Source organism: Streptomyces sp. NPDC091376, assembly GCF_044757085.1.
GTDB classification, from domain to species: Bacteria; Actinomycetota; Actinomycetes; order Streptomycetales; family Streptomycetaceae; genus Streptomyces; species Streptomyces pratisoli.
Genome location: NZ_JBIVUF010000004.1, coordinates 167596 through 182287, shown reverse-complemented (window position 1 = coordinate 182287; position 14692 = coordinate 167596). Strand labels below are relative to the sequence as shown.

The 14692-nt window shown below is 71.9% G+C and carries 15 protein-coding genes; 6 read left to right on the top strand and 9 right to left on the bottom strand.

Annotated elements, in window-relative coordinates; translation table 11 throughout:
* Positions 1-8: 8 nt before the first annotated feature.
* Positions 9-578 (bottom strand): MepB family protein, encoded by a 570-nt coding sequence (locus tag ACIQMR_RS10880; RefSeq protein WP_401385079.1) that lies wholly within the window; start codon positions 576-578, stop codon positions 9-11.
* A gap of 176 nt (positions 579-754) precedes the next feature.
* On the opposite strand from ACIQMR_RS10880, the gene ACIQMR_RS10875 reads away from it, so the two are divergent.
* Positions 755-1540: a MerR family transcriptional regulator gene (locus ACIQMR_RS10875; protein WP_401385078.1), complete on the top strand. Its 786-nt coding sequence runs from the start codon at positions 755-757 to the stop codon at positions 1538-1540.
* A 58-nt stretch (positions 1541-1598) separates the two neighbouring features.
* Positions 1599-2207, top strand: coding sequence for a hypothetical protein (locus tag ACIQMR_RS10870; protein WP_401385077.1), 609 nt, complete (start codon positions 1599-1601; stop codon positions 2205-2207).
* Between the two features lie 142 nt (positions 2208-2349).
* On the opposite strand, the gene ACIQMR_RS10865 is transcribed toward ACIQMR_RS10870, so the two are convergent.
* Genes ACIQMR_RS10865 through ACIQMR_RS10850 form a run of 4 tightly spaced genes read right to left on the bottom strand, consistent with a single transcriptional unit; the run spans position 2350 to position 8132 of the window.
* Positions 2350-4530, bottom strand: coding sequence for a 3-hydroxyacyl-CoA dehydrogenase NAD-binding domain-containing protein (locus ACIQMR_RS10865; protein ID WP_401385076.1), 2181 nt, complete (start codon positions 4528-4530; stop codon positions 2350-2352).
* Positions 4531-4574: 44 nt separating this feature from the next.
* The gene (locus ACIQMR_RS10860) at positions 4575-5789 is read right to left on the bottom strand and encodes an acetyl-CoA C-acetyltransferase (RefSeq protein WP_266386037.1); all 1215 of its coding nucleotides are present in this window, start codon (positions 5787-5789) and stop codon (positions 4575-4577) included.
* 40 nt (positions 5790-5829) lie between these two features.
* The gene (locus ACIQMR_RS10855) at positions 5830-6972 is read right to left on the bottom strand and encodes an acyl-CoA dehydrogenase family protein (protein WP_401385331.1); all 1143 of its coding nucleotides are present in this window, start codon (positions 6970-6972) and stop codon (positions 5830-5832) included.
* Positions 6973-6977: 5 nt separating this feature from the next.
* Positions 6978-8132 carry a CaiB/BaiF CoA transferase family protein gene (locus tag ACIQMR_RS10850; protein ID WP_401385075.1) on the bottom strand — a complete coding sequence of 385 codons (1155 nt, stop codon included), beginning with the start codon at positions 8130-8132 and terminating at the stop codon, positions 6978-6980.
* A gap of 150 nt (positions 8133-8282) precedes the next feature.
* Between ACIQMR_RS10850 and ACIQMR_RS10845 the strand changes: the two genes are divergently transcribed.
* Complete coding sequence (locus ACIQMR_RS10845; RefSeq protein WP_401385074.1) at positions 8283-8792, top strand: hypothetical protein; 510 nt, start codon at positions 8283-8285, stop codon at positions 8790-8792.
* An 80-nt stretch (positions 8793-8872) separates the two neighbouring features.
* Here the strand turns inward: ACIQMR_RS10845 and ACIQMR_RS10840 are convergent, their stop codons facing one another.
* A complete protein-coding gene (locus tag ACIQMR_RS10840) occupies positions 8873-9256 on the bottom strand; it encodes an MmcQ/YjbR family DNA-binding protein (protein ID WP_401385073.1) in 384 nt (127 codons plus the stop codon).
* Between the two features lie 95 nt (positions 9257-9351).
* Here ACIQMR_RS10840 and ACIQMR_RS10835 point away from each other — a divergent pair, with 95 nt between their 5' ends.
* Positions 9352-10542, top strand: a complete 1191-nt coding sequence (locus ACIQMR_RS10835) for a saccharopine dehydrogenase family protein (RefSeq protein WP_401385072.1) — start codon at positions 9352-9354, stop codon at positions 10540-10542.
* A gap of 201 nt (positions 10543-10743) precedes the next feature.
* Here the strand turns inward: ACIQMR_RS10835 and ACIQMR_RS10830 are convergent, their stop codons facing one another.
* Entirely contained in the window at positions 10744-11424 is a 681-nt protein-coding gene (locus ACIQMR_RS10830) for an endonuclease V (protein WP_401385071.1), read from the bottom strand.
* A gap of 39 nt (positions 11425-11463) precedes the next feature.
* Here ACIQMR_RS10830 and ACIQMR_RS10825 point away from each other — a divergent pair, with 39 nt between their 5' ends.
* On the top strand, positions 11464-11763 hold the full coding sequence (locus ACIQMR_RS10825) for a YciI family protein (RefSeq protein ID WP_401385070.1): 300 nt from the start codon (positions 11464-11466) through the stop codon (positions 11761-11763).
* 98 nt (positions 11764-11861) lie between these two features.
* On the opposite strand, the gene ACIQMR_RS10820 is transcribed toward ACIQMR_RS10825, so the two are convergent.
* Positions 11862-12959: a WD40/YVTN/BNR-like repeat-containing protein gene (locus ACIQMR_RS10820; protein ID WP_401385069.1), complete on the bottom strand. Its 1098-nt coding sequence runs from the start codon at positions 12957-12959 to the stop codon at positions 11862-11864.
* Positions 12960-13117: 158 nt separating this feature from the next.
* Here ACIQMR_RS10820 and ACIQMR_RS10815 point away from each other — a divergent pair, with 158 nt between their 5' ends.
* Positions 13118-13534: an SsgA family sporulation/cell division regulator gene (locus ACIQMR_RS10815; RefSeq protein WP_266386066.1), complete on the top strand. Its 417-nt coding sequence runs from the start codon at positions 13118-13120 to the stop codon at positions 13532-13534.
* Here ACIQMR_RS10815 and ACIQMR_RS10810 read toward each other — a convergent pair.
* Complete coding sequence (locus ACIQMR_RS10810) at positions 13528-14343, bottom strand: isocitrate lyase/phosphoenolpyruvate mutase family protein (protein WP_401385068.1); 816 nt, start codon at positions 14341-14343, stop codon at positions 13528-13530. The genes ACIQMR_RS10815 and ACIQMR_RS10810 overlap by 7 nt on opposite strands.
* Between the last annotated feature and the right edge of the window lie 349 nt (positions 14344-14692).

Sequence of the window (14692 nt, the reverse complement as noted above, 5' to 3'; positions counted from 1 at the left end):
CCGCCGCCCTACGGGTGGTAGAGCGCCCGGGCGCGAGCGGAGTCGACGGGCCCGCCCTCGTCCAGCTGCAGGAAGTGGTCCACCTGCCATGCCTGCGCACTGCCGGCCTGGCGGTTGGTGGTCGTCACCCACGGCGGGTAGACGCGGAAGGCCCGCTTACCCCCTGAACCGTTCACTGATACGACCCGGCGCCGGCGGAGCGCCTCCATGGGAAAGACGAACTGGCCGAAGTGCTGGTGGTCACGGCTGCTGATGACGAAGAGGTCGACGGGGTCCGCGGCGTCGAAGGGCTGGATGGGCCCGCCGGGTGACCTCTTCCACACGGTGACGAACTGACCGACCTTGGTGGGGGTCGTCCTGGCTGCGCGGAACCGGACGGAGAGACCGTCGAGGGTGAACGCGTGGGCGGCGTACTCGGCGCTCTCGGCTTCGGGAACCGGCTGCGAGCAGGTGAATCCGCAAGGGTCGTAGACGCGCGCCTTCGCGGCCAGGAGGTCGCTGTGTGCCGGGGTGGTGTCCGACCACGGTCCGGGTGCGGTCGAGTGCGAAGCGGAGGAGTACTCGTGGTGCGCCGTCATTCGTCCACCCTGTCACAGGGGTGTGTACAGGCTCCGGCCCGGCACGTGCGGGCCGTGCCTTCGGGCTGCGGGCGACCGGTCGCGCCCTCGGTCCGGGATTCCCCGCGCTTTCACAACACTGGTGAGACAGCAATACTGTTGCACTCGAGGGGAGCACGCACGGAGCGAGGGAGACCATGGCGACCGAGACCGAGGAGCTGACGCTGACCGTCGACGAGCTGGCCGCGCGTGCGGGTGTCACCGTCCGGACGATCCGGTTCTACAGCACCCGCGGGCTGCTGCCGCCGCCGGTGATCGGCCCGCGCCGGGTCGGGCACTACGGTGCGGACCATCTCTCCCGGCTGGCGCTGATCGAGGAGTTGCAGCACCAGGGCATGACGCTCGCGGCGATCGAACGCTACCTGGAGCAGCTGCCGCCCGGCCTCAGCGCCCACGATCTGGCGATCCACCGGGCCCTGGTGGCTTCCTGGGCGCCGGAGTCGGCAGAGGAGACGGGACGTCAAGAGCTGGAGCGCCGGGCGGGGCGGCCGCTGTCGGACGAGGACATCGACCGGCTCGCGGCGATGGGCGTGCTGGACCGCACCGGAGTCCCGGACGTGTTCCGGCTCGACGGCGGACTGCTGCGGCTCGGCGTCGAGCTGCTCGACGTACCGATCGCGCACGAGACGATCCTCGCTTCCCGGACGGTCCTGCTGGAGCACGCCCGCGCGGCCGCGCACGAGCTGACCCGGCTGTTCCGGGACGAGGTCTGGGGCCCGTACCGGGAGCGCGAGTCGGACCCGGATCATGTCGCCGCCATGAAGTCCCTGTCGGCTCATATGCAGCCGATGGTCATCCAGGCGCTCGTGACGGCCTTCCAGCGCTCGCTGCGGGAGGAGTTGCGCGCGGCGTTCGGCACGGACGGCGAGACACCCGACGCGCGGCGGACCGGTGGGGAACCGACTGTCGGTGGCGACATCTAGTCTCGGGGAACACGAGCGGGATCGACGGCCGGCGACCACACCGGCCTGGGGGGGACCCATGAGATTCGCGGAGCTGAGACCCGGCGGGCTCTACGTCAAGCGCGTCCACGGGAGACCGGGCTGGGAGCTGACCCTGATCCGGGTCAGCCAGTCCCGTCGTCTGTGGCGGTGGAACCAGAAGCGCTGGTCCTACGAAGTGGCCGAGGACGTGCGGCGTGCGTCCCTGAAGCACGGCATCGGCTATCTGGCCGTGGTGCCGCCGGCCGCCTGGCCCGAGACCGAGGGCACCGGCGGCGCACTGCGGCGCGGCATCCAGCGATGGGCGAGGCCGATGGCCGCGCTGCCCACTCCCCTGCCGGACCCCTCGGTGCAGCGACTGCCCTGGCACGCCGTTCCCGCGCGGGAGCAGGACAGCCGGCTGTCCTGGACGATCTTCGAGCCGAAGGACGTCGTGTGCGCCTACACGTCGCCGGAGGAGCTCCAGGAGCGCATACTCCGCCGGATGACGGCGCTCGGCGCGGCCCCGGAGCCGGTGTTCGAGGCCCCGCCCCCGGACCGGATCGCGGCCGCCGACGTCCACCGCGTCTCGCTGCGGCTCGACGTCCTCGCCGAACTGCTGGAGCGGATACCCGACCCGGAGGCGCCGACGGGCTCCGCCGCCGGGTAACCGCGGCCGGCACCCGAGACCCGCGCCCGCCGCAGCGTGACCGCGGCCGAGCGCACCCGGCTCTTCCGCCGGGGAACCACGGCCGAGAGGGCGGGCCCGCGCCTGAGACGGGCCCGCCCTCCATCCCACGAGGCGGTCGGGATCAGGCGTCCGTGAAGACCTCGCCGCGCTCGGCCTTGGCCACCAGCAGCGCCGGCGGTGCGAAGCGTTCGCCGTACGCCTCCGCCAGCTCGCGCGCCCGGGCGACGAAGCCGGGCAGGCCGCCGTCGTACCCGTTGATGTACTGCAGCACGCCGCCCGTCCACGCCGGGAAGCCGATGCCCATGATGGAGCCGATGTTGGCGTCGGCGACCGACGTCAGCACGCCCTCCTCCAGGCAGCGGACGGTATCCAGTGCCTCGGAGAAGAGCATCCGCTCCTTCATGTCCTCGAACGGGACGTGCACGTCGGGCTTGCCGAAGTGCTCGCGCAGGCCCGGCCACAGCCCGGCCCGCTTGCCGTCCACGTAGTCGTAGAAGCCGGCGCCTCCGCTGCGGCCCGTGCGCCCGAAGTCGTCGACCAGGCGGTCGATGACCGCGTCCGCCGGGTGCGGGGTCCAGGTGCCGCCGGCCTCCTCCACCGCCCGCCTCGTCTCGTCGCGGATCTTGCGCGGGAGGGTGAGGGTCAGCTCGTCCATCAGGGAGAGGACCTTCGCGGGGTAGCCGGCCTGGGCCGCGGCCTGCTCGACGGAGGTGGGCTCGACGCCCTCGCCGACCATCGCGACGCCCTCGTTGATGAACTGGCCGATGACGCGCGAAGTGAAGAAGCCGCGCGAGTCGTTGACGACGATCGGCGTCTTGTTGATCCGCCGGACCAGGTCGAAGGCGCGCGCCAGCGCCTCCTCGCCGGTCTGCTCGCCCTTGATGATCTCGACGAGCGGCATCTTGTCGACGGGCGAGAAGAAGTGCAGCCCGATGAAGTCGACGGGCCGGTCGACGCCCTCGGCGAGCAGGGTGATCGGGAGGGTCGAGGTGTTGGAGCACAGCAGTGCGTCCGGCTCGATGACGCCCTGGATCTCCTGGAACACCTTGTGCTTGAGCGCCGGGTCCTCGAAGACCGCCTCGATGACGGCGTCGCAGCCCGCCAGATCGGCGGGGTCGGCGGTCGGCGTGATGCGGGCGAGCAGCTCGGCGCGCTTGGCCTCGGTCGTACGGCCCCGGCTGAGCGCCTTGTCCAGCAGCTTCTCCGAGTACGCCTTGCCTCGCTCGGCGGCGTCGGCGTTGACGTCCTTGAGGACGACCTCGATACCGGCCTTCGCGCAGGAGTACGCGATGCCCGCACCCATCATTCCGGCGCCGAGGACGGCGACCTTGCGCACCTCGCGCGGCTCGATGCCCTTGGGCCGGTTCGCACCGGAGTTGACGGCCTGGAGGTCGAAGAAGAACGCCTGGATCATGTTCTTGGCGGTCTGGCCGGTGAGCAGCTCGGTGAAGTACCGCGCCTCGATGATCTGCGCGGTCTCGAAGTCGACCTGGGAGCCCTCGACGGCGGCCGCGAGGATGTTGCGCGGAGCCGGGTACGGGGCGCCGTTGAGCTGCTTCTTCAGGCTGGCCGGGAAGGCCGGCAGGTTGGCGGCGAACTTCGGGTTGGACGGCGTGCCGCCGGGGATCTTGTAGCCCTTGACGTCCCAGGGCTGCTGCGACTCGGGGTGCGCCTCGATGAAGGCGCGTGCCTTGGCGAGCATCTCCTCACGGGTGGCGGCCACTTCGTGGATCAGGCCGTTCTCCAGGGCACGCTGCGGGGAGTACTGGGTGCCCTGCAGGAGCACCTTGAGCAGCGCGTCGGCGATGCCCATGAGGCGTACGGTGCGGGTCACGCCGCCGCCGGCCGGCAGCAGGCCGAGGGTGACCTCGGGCAGGCCGATCTTGGAGCCGGGCGCGTCGAGGGCGATGCGGTGGTGGCAGGCGAGGGCGATCTCGTAACCGCCGCCGAGGGCCGCGCCGTTGACGGCGGCGACGACGGGCTTGCCGAGGGTCTCGATGCGGCGCAGTGCGCGCTTGATGCCCATGCCCATGTCGAAGGCCTGCTGGGCGTGCTCGGGACCGACCTGGATCATGTCCTTGAGGTCGCCGCCCGCGAAGAAGGTCTTCTTGGCGGAGGTGAAGATGATGCCGCGGATGGAGTCCTTCTCGGCCTCGGCGCGGTCGGCGATCGCCGCGATCGACTCCCGGAAGGCCTGGTTCATGGTGTTGGCGGACTGGTCGGGGTCGTCGAGGACGAGGGTGACGATCCCGGTCTCGTCCTGCTCCCAGCGGATGGTGGAACTCGCCGGCGTTGCGGTCATTGCTGCTTCTCCGTACGGGGGAAGGGGAGGGAGGGACGGGAGGGTCAGAGACGCTCGACGATGGTGGCGATGCCCATGCCGCCGCCGACGCAGAGCGTGGCGAGGCCGTACCGCTTGTCCTGGCGCTCCAGCTCGTCGATGAGCGTGCCGAGGATCATGGCGCCGGTGGCGCCGAGCGGGTGGCCGAGCGCGATGGCGCCGCCGTTGACGTTGACCTTGTCGAGGGAGAGCCCCATGTCCCGCACGAAGCGCAGGACGACGGCGGCGAACGCCTCGTTGATCTCGACGAGGTCGATGTCGTCGATGGTCAGTCCGGCCTTGGCGAGCGCCTTGCGGGTGGCGGGCGCGGGGCCGGTGAGCATGATGGTGGGCTCGGAGCCGGAGACGGCCGCCGAGACGATCCTGGCGCGGGGCCTGAGTCCGTACCGCTCGCCGATCTCCTTGGAGCCGACGGCGACGAGCGAGGCTCCGTCGACGATGCCGGAGGAGTTGCCGGCGTGGTGGACGTGGTCGATCTGCTCCACCCAGTGGTACGTCTGCAGGGCGACGGCGTCGAAGCCGCCCATGTCGCCGATGCCCGCGAACGACGGCTTGAGGGCGGCCAGCGAGTCCGCGGTCGTGCCGGGGCGCAGGTGCTCGTCGTGGTCCAGGACGACGAGTCCGTTGCGGTCCTTCACCGGGACGACGGAACGGTCGAAGCGGCCGTCCTTCCAGGCCGCGGCCGCCCGCTCCTGCGACAGTGCGGCGTACTCGTCGACGTCACGGCGCGAGAAGCCCTCGATGGTGGCGATCAGGTCGGCGCCGATGCCCTGTGGCACGAAGCGGGTGTCGAAGTTCGTCATCGGGTCGGCGAACCAGGCGCCGCCGTCGGAGGCCATCGGCACCCGCGACATCGACTCGACGCCGCCCGCGAGGACGAGGTCCTCCCAGCCGGAGCGGACCTTCATCGCCGCCATGTTGACGGCCTCCAGGCCAGAGGCACAGAAGCGGTTCTCCTGGACGCCGGCGACCGTGTCGGGCAGTCCGGCCGCGATGGCGGAGATCCGGGCGATGTCGGAGCCCTGGTCGCCGACGGGGCCCACGACGCCGAGCACGATGTCGTCGATCGCGGCCGGGTCGAGGCCGGGGTAGCGGGAGCGGATCTCGTGGATCAGACCGACGACGAGGTCGATGGGCTTGGTGCCGTGCAGGGCGCCATTGGCCTTGCCGCGGCCGCGCGGGGTGCGGATCGCGTCGTACACAAACGCTTCGGTACTCACAACAGAACCTTTCGCATCACAGCAGCTTCGGTGTTGAGGGTCAGGAGAGGAGCGAGCGGCCGATGATCTCCTTCATGATCTCGGTCGTGCCGCCGTAGATCGTCTGGATACGGCCGTCCGTGAACGCCTTGGCGACCCGGTACTCCGTCATGTAGCCGTAGCCGCCGTGCAGCTGCAGACAGCGGTCGGCGACCCGCTTCTGCAGTTCCGTGGCCCACCACTTGGCCATCGAGGCGTGCACGGCGTCCAGCTCGCCGTCGGAGTGGTCGACGATGCAGCGGTCGAGGAAGGTGCGGGTGACGGCGCACTCGGTGGCCATCTCGGCGATCTCGAAGCGGATGTGCTGCAGCTTCGCCAGCGGGCGCCCGAACGCCTCGCGTTCCTTCACGTACCGGGTCGTGATCTCCAGCAGATACTCGGCCGCGGCGATCCCGGCGACGGCTATGTTCAGTCGCTCCTGGGCGAGATTGGTCATCAGATGGATGAACGCGCCGTTCAGCTCGCCGAGCAGGTTCTCCTTCGGGACCTGTACGTCGTTGAAGAACAGCTCGGCCGTGTCCTGCGCCTTCTGGCCGATCTTGTCGAGGTTGCGGCCCCGCTCGAAGCCCTCCGTGCCGCGCTCGACGACCAGCAGGGACAGCCCCTTCGCGCCGCCCTCGGGAGTGGTCTTCGCGACGACGATCACCAGGTCGGCCAGGATGCCGTTGGAGATGAACGTCTTGGAGCCGTTGAGCAGCCAGTGGTCGCCGCGGTCCTCGGCCGTGGTGCGGATGCCCTGGAGGTCGGAGCCCGCGCCCGGCTCGGTCATCGCGATGGCCGTGATGATCTCGCCGCTGCAGAAGCCGGGCAGCCAGCGCCGCTTCTGCTCCTCGGTCGCGAGCGAGGTGAGATACGGCCCGATGATGTCGTTGTGCAGGCCGACCGCGAGCCCGGCGGCGCCGGCCCGGGTGAATTCCTCGGCCAGGACGGCGCTGTAGCGGAAGTCGGTGTTCCCGCCGCCGCCGTACTCCTCGGGGACGGCGAGCCCGAGCAGCCCCTGCCTGCCCGCCGCCAGCCAGGCGTCGCGCGAGACGATGCCGTCCAGCTCCCACTGCTCGTAGTGCGGGAGCACCTCCTTGCTGAGGAAGGTGCGGACGGTCTCGCGGAACGCCTCGTGCTCCGGTCCGAAGATCTGCCGTTTCATCGCCATTACCGCTCCCCGCCCTGCTGCCTGATCCGGATGCTCGGTACGTCCCAGTCGCGTGCGACCGCTTCGGTGTCCGCACCCGGCTGGGCCGGCGGGCGGTACACGGCCCCGGGGGTCGCGGAGAACCGGGGCGCGGGGGCGGGCTGGGTGATCCCGCCGTGGTCGGTGAAGGTTCCGCGGGCGGCCAGATGCGGGTGGGCCGGGGCCTCCCGCAGCGACAGTACGGGGGCCACACACGCGTCGGAGCCTTCGAAGACCGCCGTCCACTCGTCCCGCGTCCTCGTACGGAAGCGGTCGGCCACGGCGGCGCGTAGTTCGTCCCAGCGGGCGAAGTCCTTGCGGGCCGGCGCCTCGTCCCCGAGGCCGAGCAGCTCGATGAACTCGTTGTAGAACTGCTGCTCGAGGGCGCCGACCGCCATGTACTGCCCGTCGGCGGTCTCGTAGGTCCCGTAGAACGGGCAGCCGCCGTCGAGGAGGTTCGCGCCGCGGCTGTCCCGCCAGCCGCCCGCGGCCATCATTCCGTGGATCATCGTGGCGAGGTGCGCGGCGCCGTCGACGATGGCGGCGTCCACGACCTGGCCGGCGCCGCCGGTGGTACGGGCGTGCTGCAGTGCGGCCAGCACGCCGATGACGAGGTAGAGCGAGCCGCCCGCGTAGTCGCCGACGAGGTTGGCGGGCACGGCGGGCGGTTCGTCCGGTTTGCCGATCATGCCAAGGGTGCCGGTGATCGCGATGTACGCGATGTCATGGCCGGCGCGCTGGGCGAGCGGGCCCTCCTGGCCCCAGCCGGTCATCCGGCCGTAGACCAGCCGGGGATTCCGGGCGTGGCATTCCTTGGGTCCGACACCGAGCCGCTCGGCCACCCCGGGGCGGTAGCCCTCGATGAGCACATCGGCGCGTTCGACCAGGTCGAGGACCTGTTCGGCACCGCCGTCGGCCTTCAGGTCGATCAGTACGGACCTTTTGTTGCGGTTGGTCAGGTCGTACGCCGGGTCGATCGCGAGCCCGGAGCCGCCGGGGCGGTCGATCCGTACGACATCGGCGCCGAGGTCGGCGAGCAGCATGGCGGCGAACGGGCCGGGCCCGATGCCCGCCAGCTCGACCACGCGCACCCCGGCCAGCGGACCGCCCGGCGGACCGTTCCCTGTCGCTGCCATCAAGCCCCCAGCACTGTGACACAACTGATGTAACATCAGTGATGTTAAGAACGCGTTCCACTTCGCACAAGCCCTTGAGGCGAGCAAGCGCTTGGTTTTTCTCTCCGTGACGGTAGGGTCCTGCGGCCGGATCCAGGAAACGGAGACTCCATGCGTATACCCCGCCCCGTCCGCGTCGCAGCGCTCGTCGCACTTCCGGCGGCACTGCTGATCTCCTGCTCCGCCACGGGCGGCGGTCAGCCGGACACCGGGGGTACGCACACGACGGCCGCCGCCGGGACACAGCCCGCCGCCGGCGAGGCGCAGCCCCCTGCCGGCACACGGTCCAGCGTGCCACCCGCACCCGGGCCGGAGCTGGTCCGCGACGCCTTCGCCGGACTCCAGGCCACCCTCGGCGACGGCTGCACGGGCGGCGACGGCCAGTGCGCGTACTTCCTCGGGCGGGTCCACGACGAGCTGGAGCGGCTGGACAAGGCGATGAAGGCCGACCCCAAGGGCCCCGGGCATTTCCCCGAGCCGATCGAGTGGATCGCGGAACTGCGCAAGACCCTCGGCCAGGACAGGTCGTACGAGAACCTCAAGACGCACCAGAAGGAACTCGTGGGGACCCGTGACCGGATCAACGTGTGGATGCAGGACCATCCGGACGACTACCGCTGACGGCAGGGCGGACACCGGCACCCCGCTGGTCGACCCGCGGGTGCGGGTCGACCAGCGGGGTGCCGGCGGAGGGCAGCGCGTCAGCGGGCCTCGAGTTCGGCGATCAGCTTCTTCGTGGCGATCGTCCGGTAGCTCTCCTCGACCCAGTCGCAGAGCACCTCTGCCGCCGGGGCGCCCCTGACGGCCAGCGGGATCTGCACCCAGCCCGCCTTGCCGAGGCCGTAGCCCGACGGCTCAGCGCCCGGGCAGGACAGGGCGTGCGCGTGCATCGCCTCGTCCTTGAGCTTGACGCCGATGCCCAGGGGGTAGCTGCCGTCGTCGACACCCAGGAAGACGAAGATCTTCTTGTTGACCTTGACGACGGTCTCCCCCCAGGGAAACTCCTCGGTGGCACCCGGCAGGCCCAGGGCAAAGGACCGCACCTTCTCCCATTTCGCCAGGGCGCCTTTCGGTGGAGCAGCCATCCCGTCCCTCCCGGTCGCACGTACTGTCCCGGCTCACGCTAGCCTCGGCCGGCAGCATCGGCACGGAGCATGACCCACAGCGGGCGGAGGGGCCAGTGAACAGGCAGCACGGACCGGAGCGGCCGTACGACATCGTGCTCTTCGGGGCGACGGGCTTCGTCGGCACGCTCACCGCCGAGTATCTCGCCGCACATGCGCCCGAGGGGTGCCGGTGGGCCGTCGCCGGACGCAGCGCGGCACGGCTGGAGCGGCTGCGCGAACGGCTCACCGCGATCAACCCCGCGTGTGCCGGGCTGCCCCTGGTCGTCGCCGACGCCGCGGACCCGGACTCGCTGCGCGCGCTCGCCGAGTCCACGCGCGTCGTGGCGACGACGGTCGGACCGTACGTCTGGTACGGCGAGCCGCTGGTGGCGGCGTGCGCGGAGGCCGGTACGGACTACGCCGACCTCACCGGTGAGCCCGAGTTCGTGGACACGGTGTTCCTACGGCACGACGCTCGGGCCCGTGAGACCGGCGCCCGGCTGGTGCACGCGTGCGGCTTCGACTCGGTGCCGCACGACCTGGGCGCGTACTTCACGGTCCAGCAGCTGCCGCAGGACGTACCACTGCGCGTCGACGGCTTCGTGCGCGCCGGCGGCATCTTCTCGGGCGGCACGTTCGCCTCCGCGATCACGGCGATGGGGCGGCAGCGGCAGACCGTCCGCGCGGCGCGGGAGCGCAAGCTGCACGAGCCGCGGCTCGTGGGCCGCCGTGCCAGGGCGCAGCTCGGGGCGCCCCGCTTCAGCAGCGAGACCGGCGCCTGGGCGCTGCCGCTGCCCACGCTCGACCCGCGGATCGTGGCACGCTCGGCCGCGGGCCTCAAGCGCTACGGCCCCGACTTCCAGTACCGCCACTACGCCTCGGTCAAGACGCTCCCGATGGCGCTCGGCGGCCCCGCCGCGCTCGGGGCGCTGGCCGCGCTGGCGCAGCTTCCGCCCGCCCGCAAGTGGCTGATGGACCGTTACGAACCGGGCCGTGGCCCGAGCGCCGAGCAGCGCGAACGCAGCTGGTTCCGGATCCGCTTCGTCGGTGAGGGCGGTGGCCGGCGGGTCTTCACCGAGGTCTCGGGCGGCGACCCGGGCTACGGCGAGACGGCGAAGATGCTCGCCGAGTCGGTGCTCGCTCTCGCGCTGGACGAACTCCCGGACACCGCGGGCCAGGTCACCACGGCCGTCGCGATGGGCGACGCGCTCCTGGAGCGCCTGCGCGCCGCCGGGATCACCTTCAGGGTCGCCGACGTGCGCTGAACGGCGCACGGCCCGCTCAGCCGCCCGGCGCGGGGCGGCGTGCGCGGAACGACGCACGGCCTGGGCCATCGTCTACCGCGGGCCGGCGTGCGGGCCTGCCGGAGGCCACGAAGGCGCTGCCGCCCCCGGCGGCCGGCGTCACCGCGCGTTGCCGCAGCCGTCGCCTGCCCGATGCCTGCCGGCCGCCGTCTCCCGGCCGGGTCAGGCGGTCGCCTCGCGCAGCGCCCGGCGGCAGAGCGCGTCCGCCCGGCGGGTGGACTCGGGCAGGCGGAAGTGCCGGGCGAGCGCGAGCGTGTGGGCGCAGGCGTTGTCGAGGGAGATCCGGTGGCCGACGGAGACGAAGACCGGTTTGACCCCATGTTGGGTGCGAAGCGCCCGGCCGACCTCCTCGCCGTCGTCCGCGACGAGCGGTGAGGAGTCCCCGCGGCGATCGCCCGGCGGATCGTACGAGAACGTGAACGGGTTCTTCGCGACGCCGAGCACCGGCAGACCCGTGAGCACCCCGAGGTGGCCGGCGAGTCCGAAGCGGCGTGGATGGGCGCGGCCGTAGCCGTCGCAGACGACGAGCCCGGGGTCGTTCTCCAGCGACTCCAGCGCGCTCAGCACGGTCGGGATCTCGCGGAAGGCGAGCAGGCCCGGTATGTAGGGGAAGGTGACCCGGCCGGCCGCGGTGGTCTCCTCGACGACCGCGAGCGTCGCGGCGTCGAGGACGACTGCGGCGGCGACCACGACGTCGCGCTCGTCGTCGTAGGCCACGTCGACCCCGGTGACCAGGCCGGTGCCGGGCGGGGGGCCGGGCTCGTCCAGCACGACGCGGGCGCGCAGTTCGTCCTGTACGGCACGGGCCTCGGCCTCGTCGGCGGGTGTCCTGATGGTGGTCATGATGAGCCCCACCCTAGACACCCGGCTAACCTGACGATCATGTTCGTGATGGAATTGACCTACACCGCACCGATCGAGCGCGTCGACGAACTGGCCGCGGCTCATGTGGCCTGGCTGGACGCCCTGTACGAGGAGGGCGTCGTCCTCGCCTCGGGCCGCAAGAACCCGCGCGACGGCGGTGTCCTGATCGTCGTCGGCGACGATCGTGCACGCATCGAGGAGATCGCGGCGACCGATCCGTACGCGGTGGGCGGAGTGTGCGAGTACCGGATCACGGAGTTCGTGGCGACGAAGACGACGCCCGCGCTGGAGCGGTACAAGCAGCAGCCCCTCGCCTAGGGCAGGCGCGGCCGGCGAGCGCGCCCGGTGGCGAGGGCACCCGCCCTCGCCACCGTTCTCAGTGCCCGTCACCGTGCTCGGCGCTCGGCACCGCTTCGTCACCGCTCCAGTCGTGCCACGCGTCCCTTCTCGCCCGCCGCCCAGCAGCCGAAGTCCGGTGTGCAGTCGACGGTGTCGTACGAGCCGGTGTCCACGGTGCGCCAGGTGCGGCCGGCGTCGGTCGTCAGGTCCGTGCCGGTGGGTCCGACGGCGAGCGCGGCCGACCGGCTGTGGGGCAGCCAGGCGACGCCCGAGCGGTAGGCGGGCGGCGGGGTCGCCGACTGCCGCCAGCTGCGGCCGCCGTCCCGGGTGACCGCGCCGGCCCGCGGGGAGGCCTCCCCGGTCCGGTAGTCGCCGCCGACCGCGAGACCGTGCGCGCGGTCCCGGAAGGCGAGCGCGAAGACGCCCCGGGCCGGATCTCCCGCCGGGATCGACGACTCGGCGGCGGTCCAGTGCAGCCCGCGGTCGGCGGAGTGCAGGACGCGCGCGGTGGCGCCACCTCCCGTGGCCAGCCAGACGTCCTTCGGGCCGGAACTCACCAGGCACTGGCCGCTCGCCGCGAAACCCGCCTCGCCCGGCTGCGCGTCCGGCATTCCGGCGTCGGGCAGCACCTTCCACGACCTCCCGCCGTCGCCCGTCGACAGGATGCGGAACTTGCCGTCGACCGGGTCGCTCATGGCGAGGCCGTGACGCGGGTCGAAGAAGGTGATGCAGTCGTAGAAGGCCCGGGGATCGGTGTTGCGGAAGGCCTCGGTCCAGGTCGCTCCCCCGTCCTCGGTGCGCAGCACGCGCGACGCCTCGCCCTCACCGATGGCCAGCACGACCGCCCTGCGGGCGTCGAAGGCCTCGACGTCGCGGAACTCCAACTCGCCCGCTCCCGGCGGCGAGACGTTCCGCCAGCCGCGGCCGCCGTCCGTGGTGCGGAGCACGGTGCCCTTGGAGCCCGCGGCCCACGCGGTCGTACGGCTGACGGCGGCGAGGCCGCGGAACCGTACGTCCGTACCGGTCTGCTTGAGCTCCCAGTGCGGTGTCCCACCCGCCGCGTCCCGGGTGTCCGCCTGCGCGGGCACCGCCAGGGCCGCTCCCAGCACCGCGGCCAGCGCCACCCCGCACAGCCCCGCCGACACCGTCCGTCTCGACTTCCCCTTGGGTCTCATGGCGCGCGAACGTAGCCGACCCCCGGCACGCGGTCCAGAGCGCCTCCCGCGGTGACGCATGTCACGCTCCCCACCGATGCACGGATTCCGTCGTTCCCCCGTCTACTTCTGTGCCAGAAACATGTCGGCCGAGCCGCAGCGAAGTGAGGGAGCGGGCCTTGTCCAGTGTCATCGAGCAGGCCGTACAGGCCCGTCTGGTCGCCTCCGCGCCACAGATGGAATCCGTACCCGCGACCCTGCGCTACGACCGCCATGATCCGTTCGCGGTCAGCATGGCGTTCCCGCCGCCGGCGACGCTGGAGGGCACCGAGGTGTCCTGGGCGTTCTCGCGGGAGCTGCTCGCGCAGGGCATGGAGGAGCCGGCCGGAGTGGGTGACGTACGCGTGCGGCCGTACGGGTACGACCGCACCGTCCTGGAGTTCCACGCGCCCGAGGGCATCGCGATGGTGCACATCCGCACCTCCGAGCTGCGCCGCTTCCTCAAGCGGGTGCAGGGGCTCGTCCCGGCCGGCCGCGAGCACCTCTTTCTCGATCTCGACGCGGATCTGGCCGAGCTGATCCGCGACGCCTACTGAGGCACGCTCATCAGCGCGTTCATCTCCCCGTACGTGGAGCCGTCCGCGAGCCTTTCGCAGGTCCCCTCGGTGAGCAGTTCCCGGGCCGCGTCGCGCACCAGGCCGTGGGCGGCCTGCGCGATCGATGAGCCCGCGCTGATCCGTGCGACCCCGAGCCCCGCCAGTTCCGCCACAGCCGGCGCGCCATGGCCCACCAGCACGTTCAGCGGTGCGTCCACGCCCTTGACCAGGGCGCTCACGATCTCCGGGACCAGGACACCGGGGACGAACACGCCGTCCGCGCCCGCCGCCAGACAGTCGGCCGCGCGCTTCAGCGACTCCTCGAGGCGGCCCGCCCGGTCGCCCAGACCGGCGAGATAGGTGTCGATCCGGGCGTTGATGAAGAGCGGCACCCCTTCGGCGTCGGCGGCGGCGCGGGCGGCGCCGATACGCCGGACGTGCTCGGCGGGCGATCGGGTCCCGTCCTCGATGTTGATGCCGACGGCACCGGCGGCGAGTACCGCGCGGACCGTGCCGGCGACACCGTCCTCGTCGCTCTCGAACCCGCCTTCGACATCGGCGGTGACGGGCAGGTCCACGGCGGCGGCGATGGCGGCGACCTGACCGACGGCGGAGGCGCGGTCGAGCCGGTCGCCGTCCGCGGCGCCGAGGGCCCAGGCGACCCCGGCGCTGGTGGTGGCCATGGCCGACGCCCCGGCGGCGGCGATGATCCGTGCGCTGGCGACGTCCCAGGCGTTGGGCAGGACCAGCGGGCGGCCGGGAACGTGCAGGGAGCGGAAGTGGCGGGCGCGGTCGTGGAGGCTCGTCATGGCGATCACTCAACCAGCCCCGCGGCGCGCCTGTCCGGCGAGTTTCCGACATCGACGTCCGGCATCCGAGGCCTGCCGTCTTGAATGCCGTGTGGCGTGTGCCGTGTGGCGTGTGGCCTGTGCCATGTACCGCGTGCCAATGTGCCGCGTGGCCGCCTGCCGCCCGGCATCCGCTCCGCCGGGAGCCCGTCGAGCGGGAACGCGGTAAATCGATTGCCCGGCCGCCAGGTCCGGGCGTAGCGTCGTATCCGGCCCTGTTGTCGTCGATCGGAGTAGGACGTTGCTCGTCTGAGGTCCTGAGACACCGTGTCACGCGGCTTTCCGCCCGCGTGCCCGTGTGCGACCTCGG

What these genes read in the sequence shown, in the direction of transcription:
- ACIQMR_RS10845 (WP_401385074.1), top strand. Translation starts at nt 8,283, where the DNA reads ATGCGTATACCCCGCCCCGTCCGCGTCGCAGCGCTCGTCGCACTTCCG.
- ACIQMR_RS10820 (WP_401385069.1), bottom strand. Translation starts at nt 12,959, where the DNA reads ATGAGACCCAAGGGGAAGTCGAGACGGACGGTGTCGGCGGGGCTGTGC.
- ACIQMR_RS10825 (WP_401385070.1), top strand. Translation starts at nt 11,464, where the DNA reads ATGTTCGTGATGGAATTGACCTACACCGCACCGATCGAGCGCGTCGAC.
- ACIQMR_RS10850 (WP_401385075.1), bottom strand. Translation starts at nt 8,132, where the DNA reads ATGGCAGCGACAGGGAACGGTCCGCCGGGCGGTCCGCTGGCCGGGGTG.
- ACIQMR_RS10875 (WP_401385078.1), top strand. Translation starts at nt 755, where the DNA reads ATGGCGACCGAGACCGAGGAGCTGACGCTGACCGTCGACGAGCTGGCC.
- ACIQMR_RS10830 (WP_401385071.1), bottom strand. Translation starts at nt 11,424, where the DNA reads ATGACCACCATCAGGACACCCGCCGACGAGGCCGAGGCCCGTGCCGTA.
- ACIQMR_RS10855 (WP_401385331.1), bottom strand. Translation starts at nt 6,972, where the DNA reads ATGAAACGGCAGATCTTCGGACCGGAGCACGAGGCGTTCCGCGAGACC.
- ACIQMR_RS10865 (WP_401385076.1), bottom strand. Translation starts at nt 4,530, where the DNA reads ATGACCGCAACGCCGGCGAGTTCCACCATCCGCTGGGAGCAGGACGAG.
- ACIQMR_RS10810 (WP_401385068.1), bottom strand. Translation starts at nt 14,343, where the DNA reads ATGACGAGCCTCCACGACCGCGCCCGCCACTTCCGCTCCCTGCACGTT.
- ACIQMR_RS10840 (WP_401385073.1), bottom strand. Translation starts at nt 9,256, where the DNA reads ATGGCTGCTCCACCGAAAGGCGCCCTGGCGAAATGGGAGAAGGTGCGG.
- ACIQMR_RS10880 (WP_401385079.1), bottom strand. Translation starts at nt 578, where the DNA reads ATGACGGCGCACCACGAGTACTCCTCCGCTTCGCACTCGACCGCACCC.
- ACIQMR_RS10870 (WP_401385077.1), top strand. Translation starts at nt 1,599, where the DNA reads ATGAGATTCGCGGAGCTGAGACCCGGCGGGCTCTACGTCAAGCGCGTC.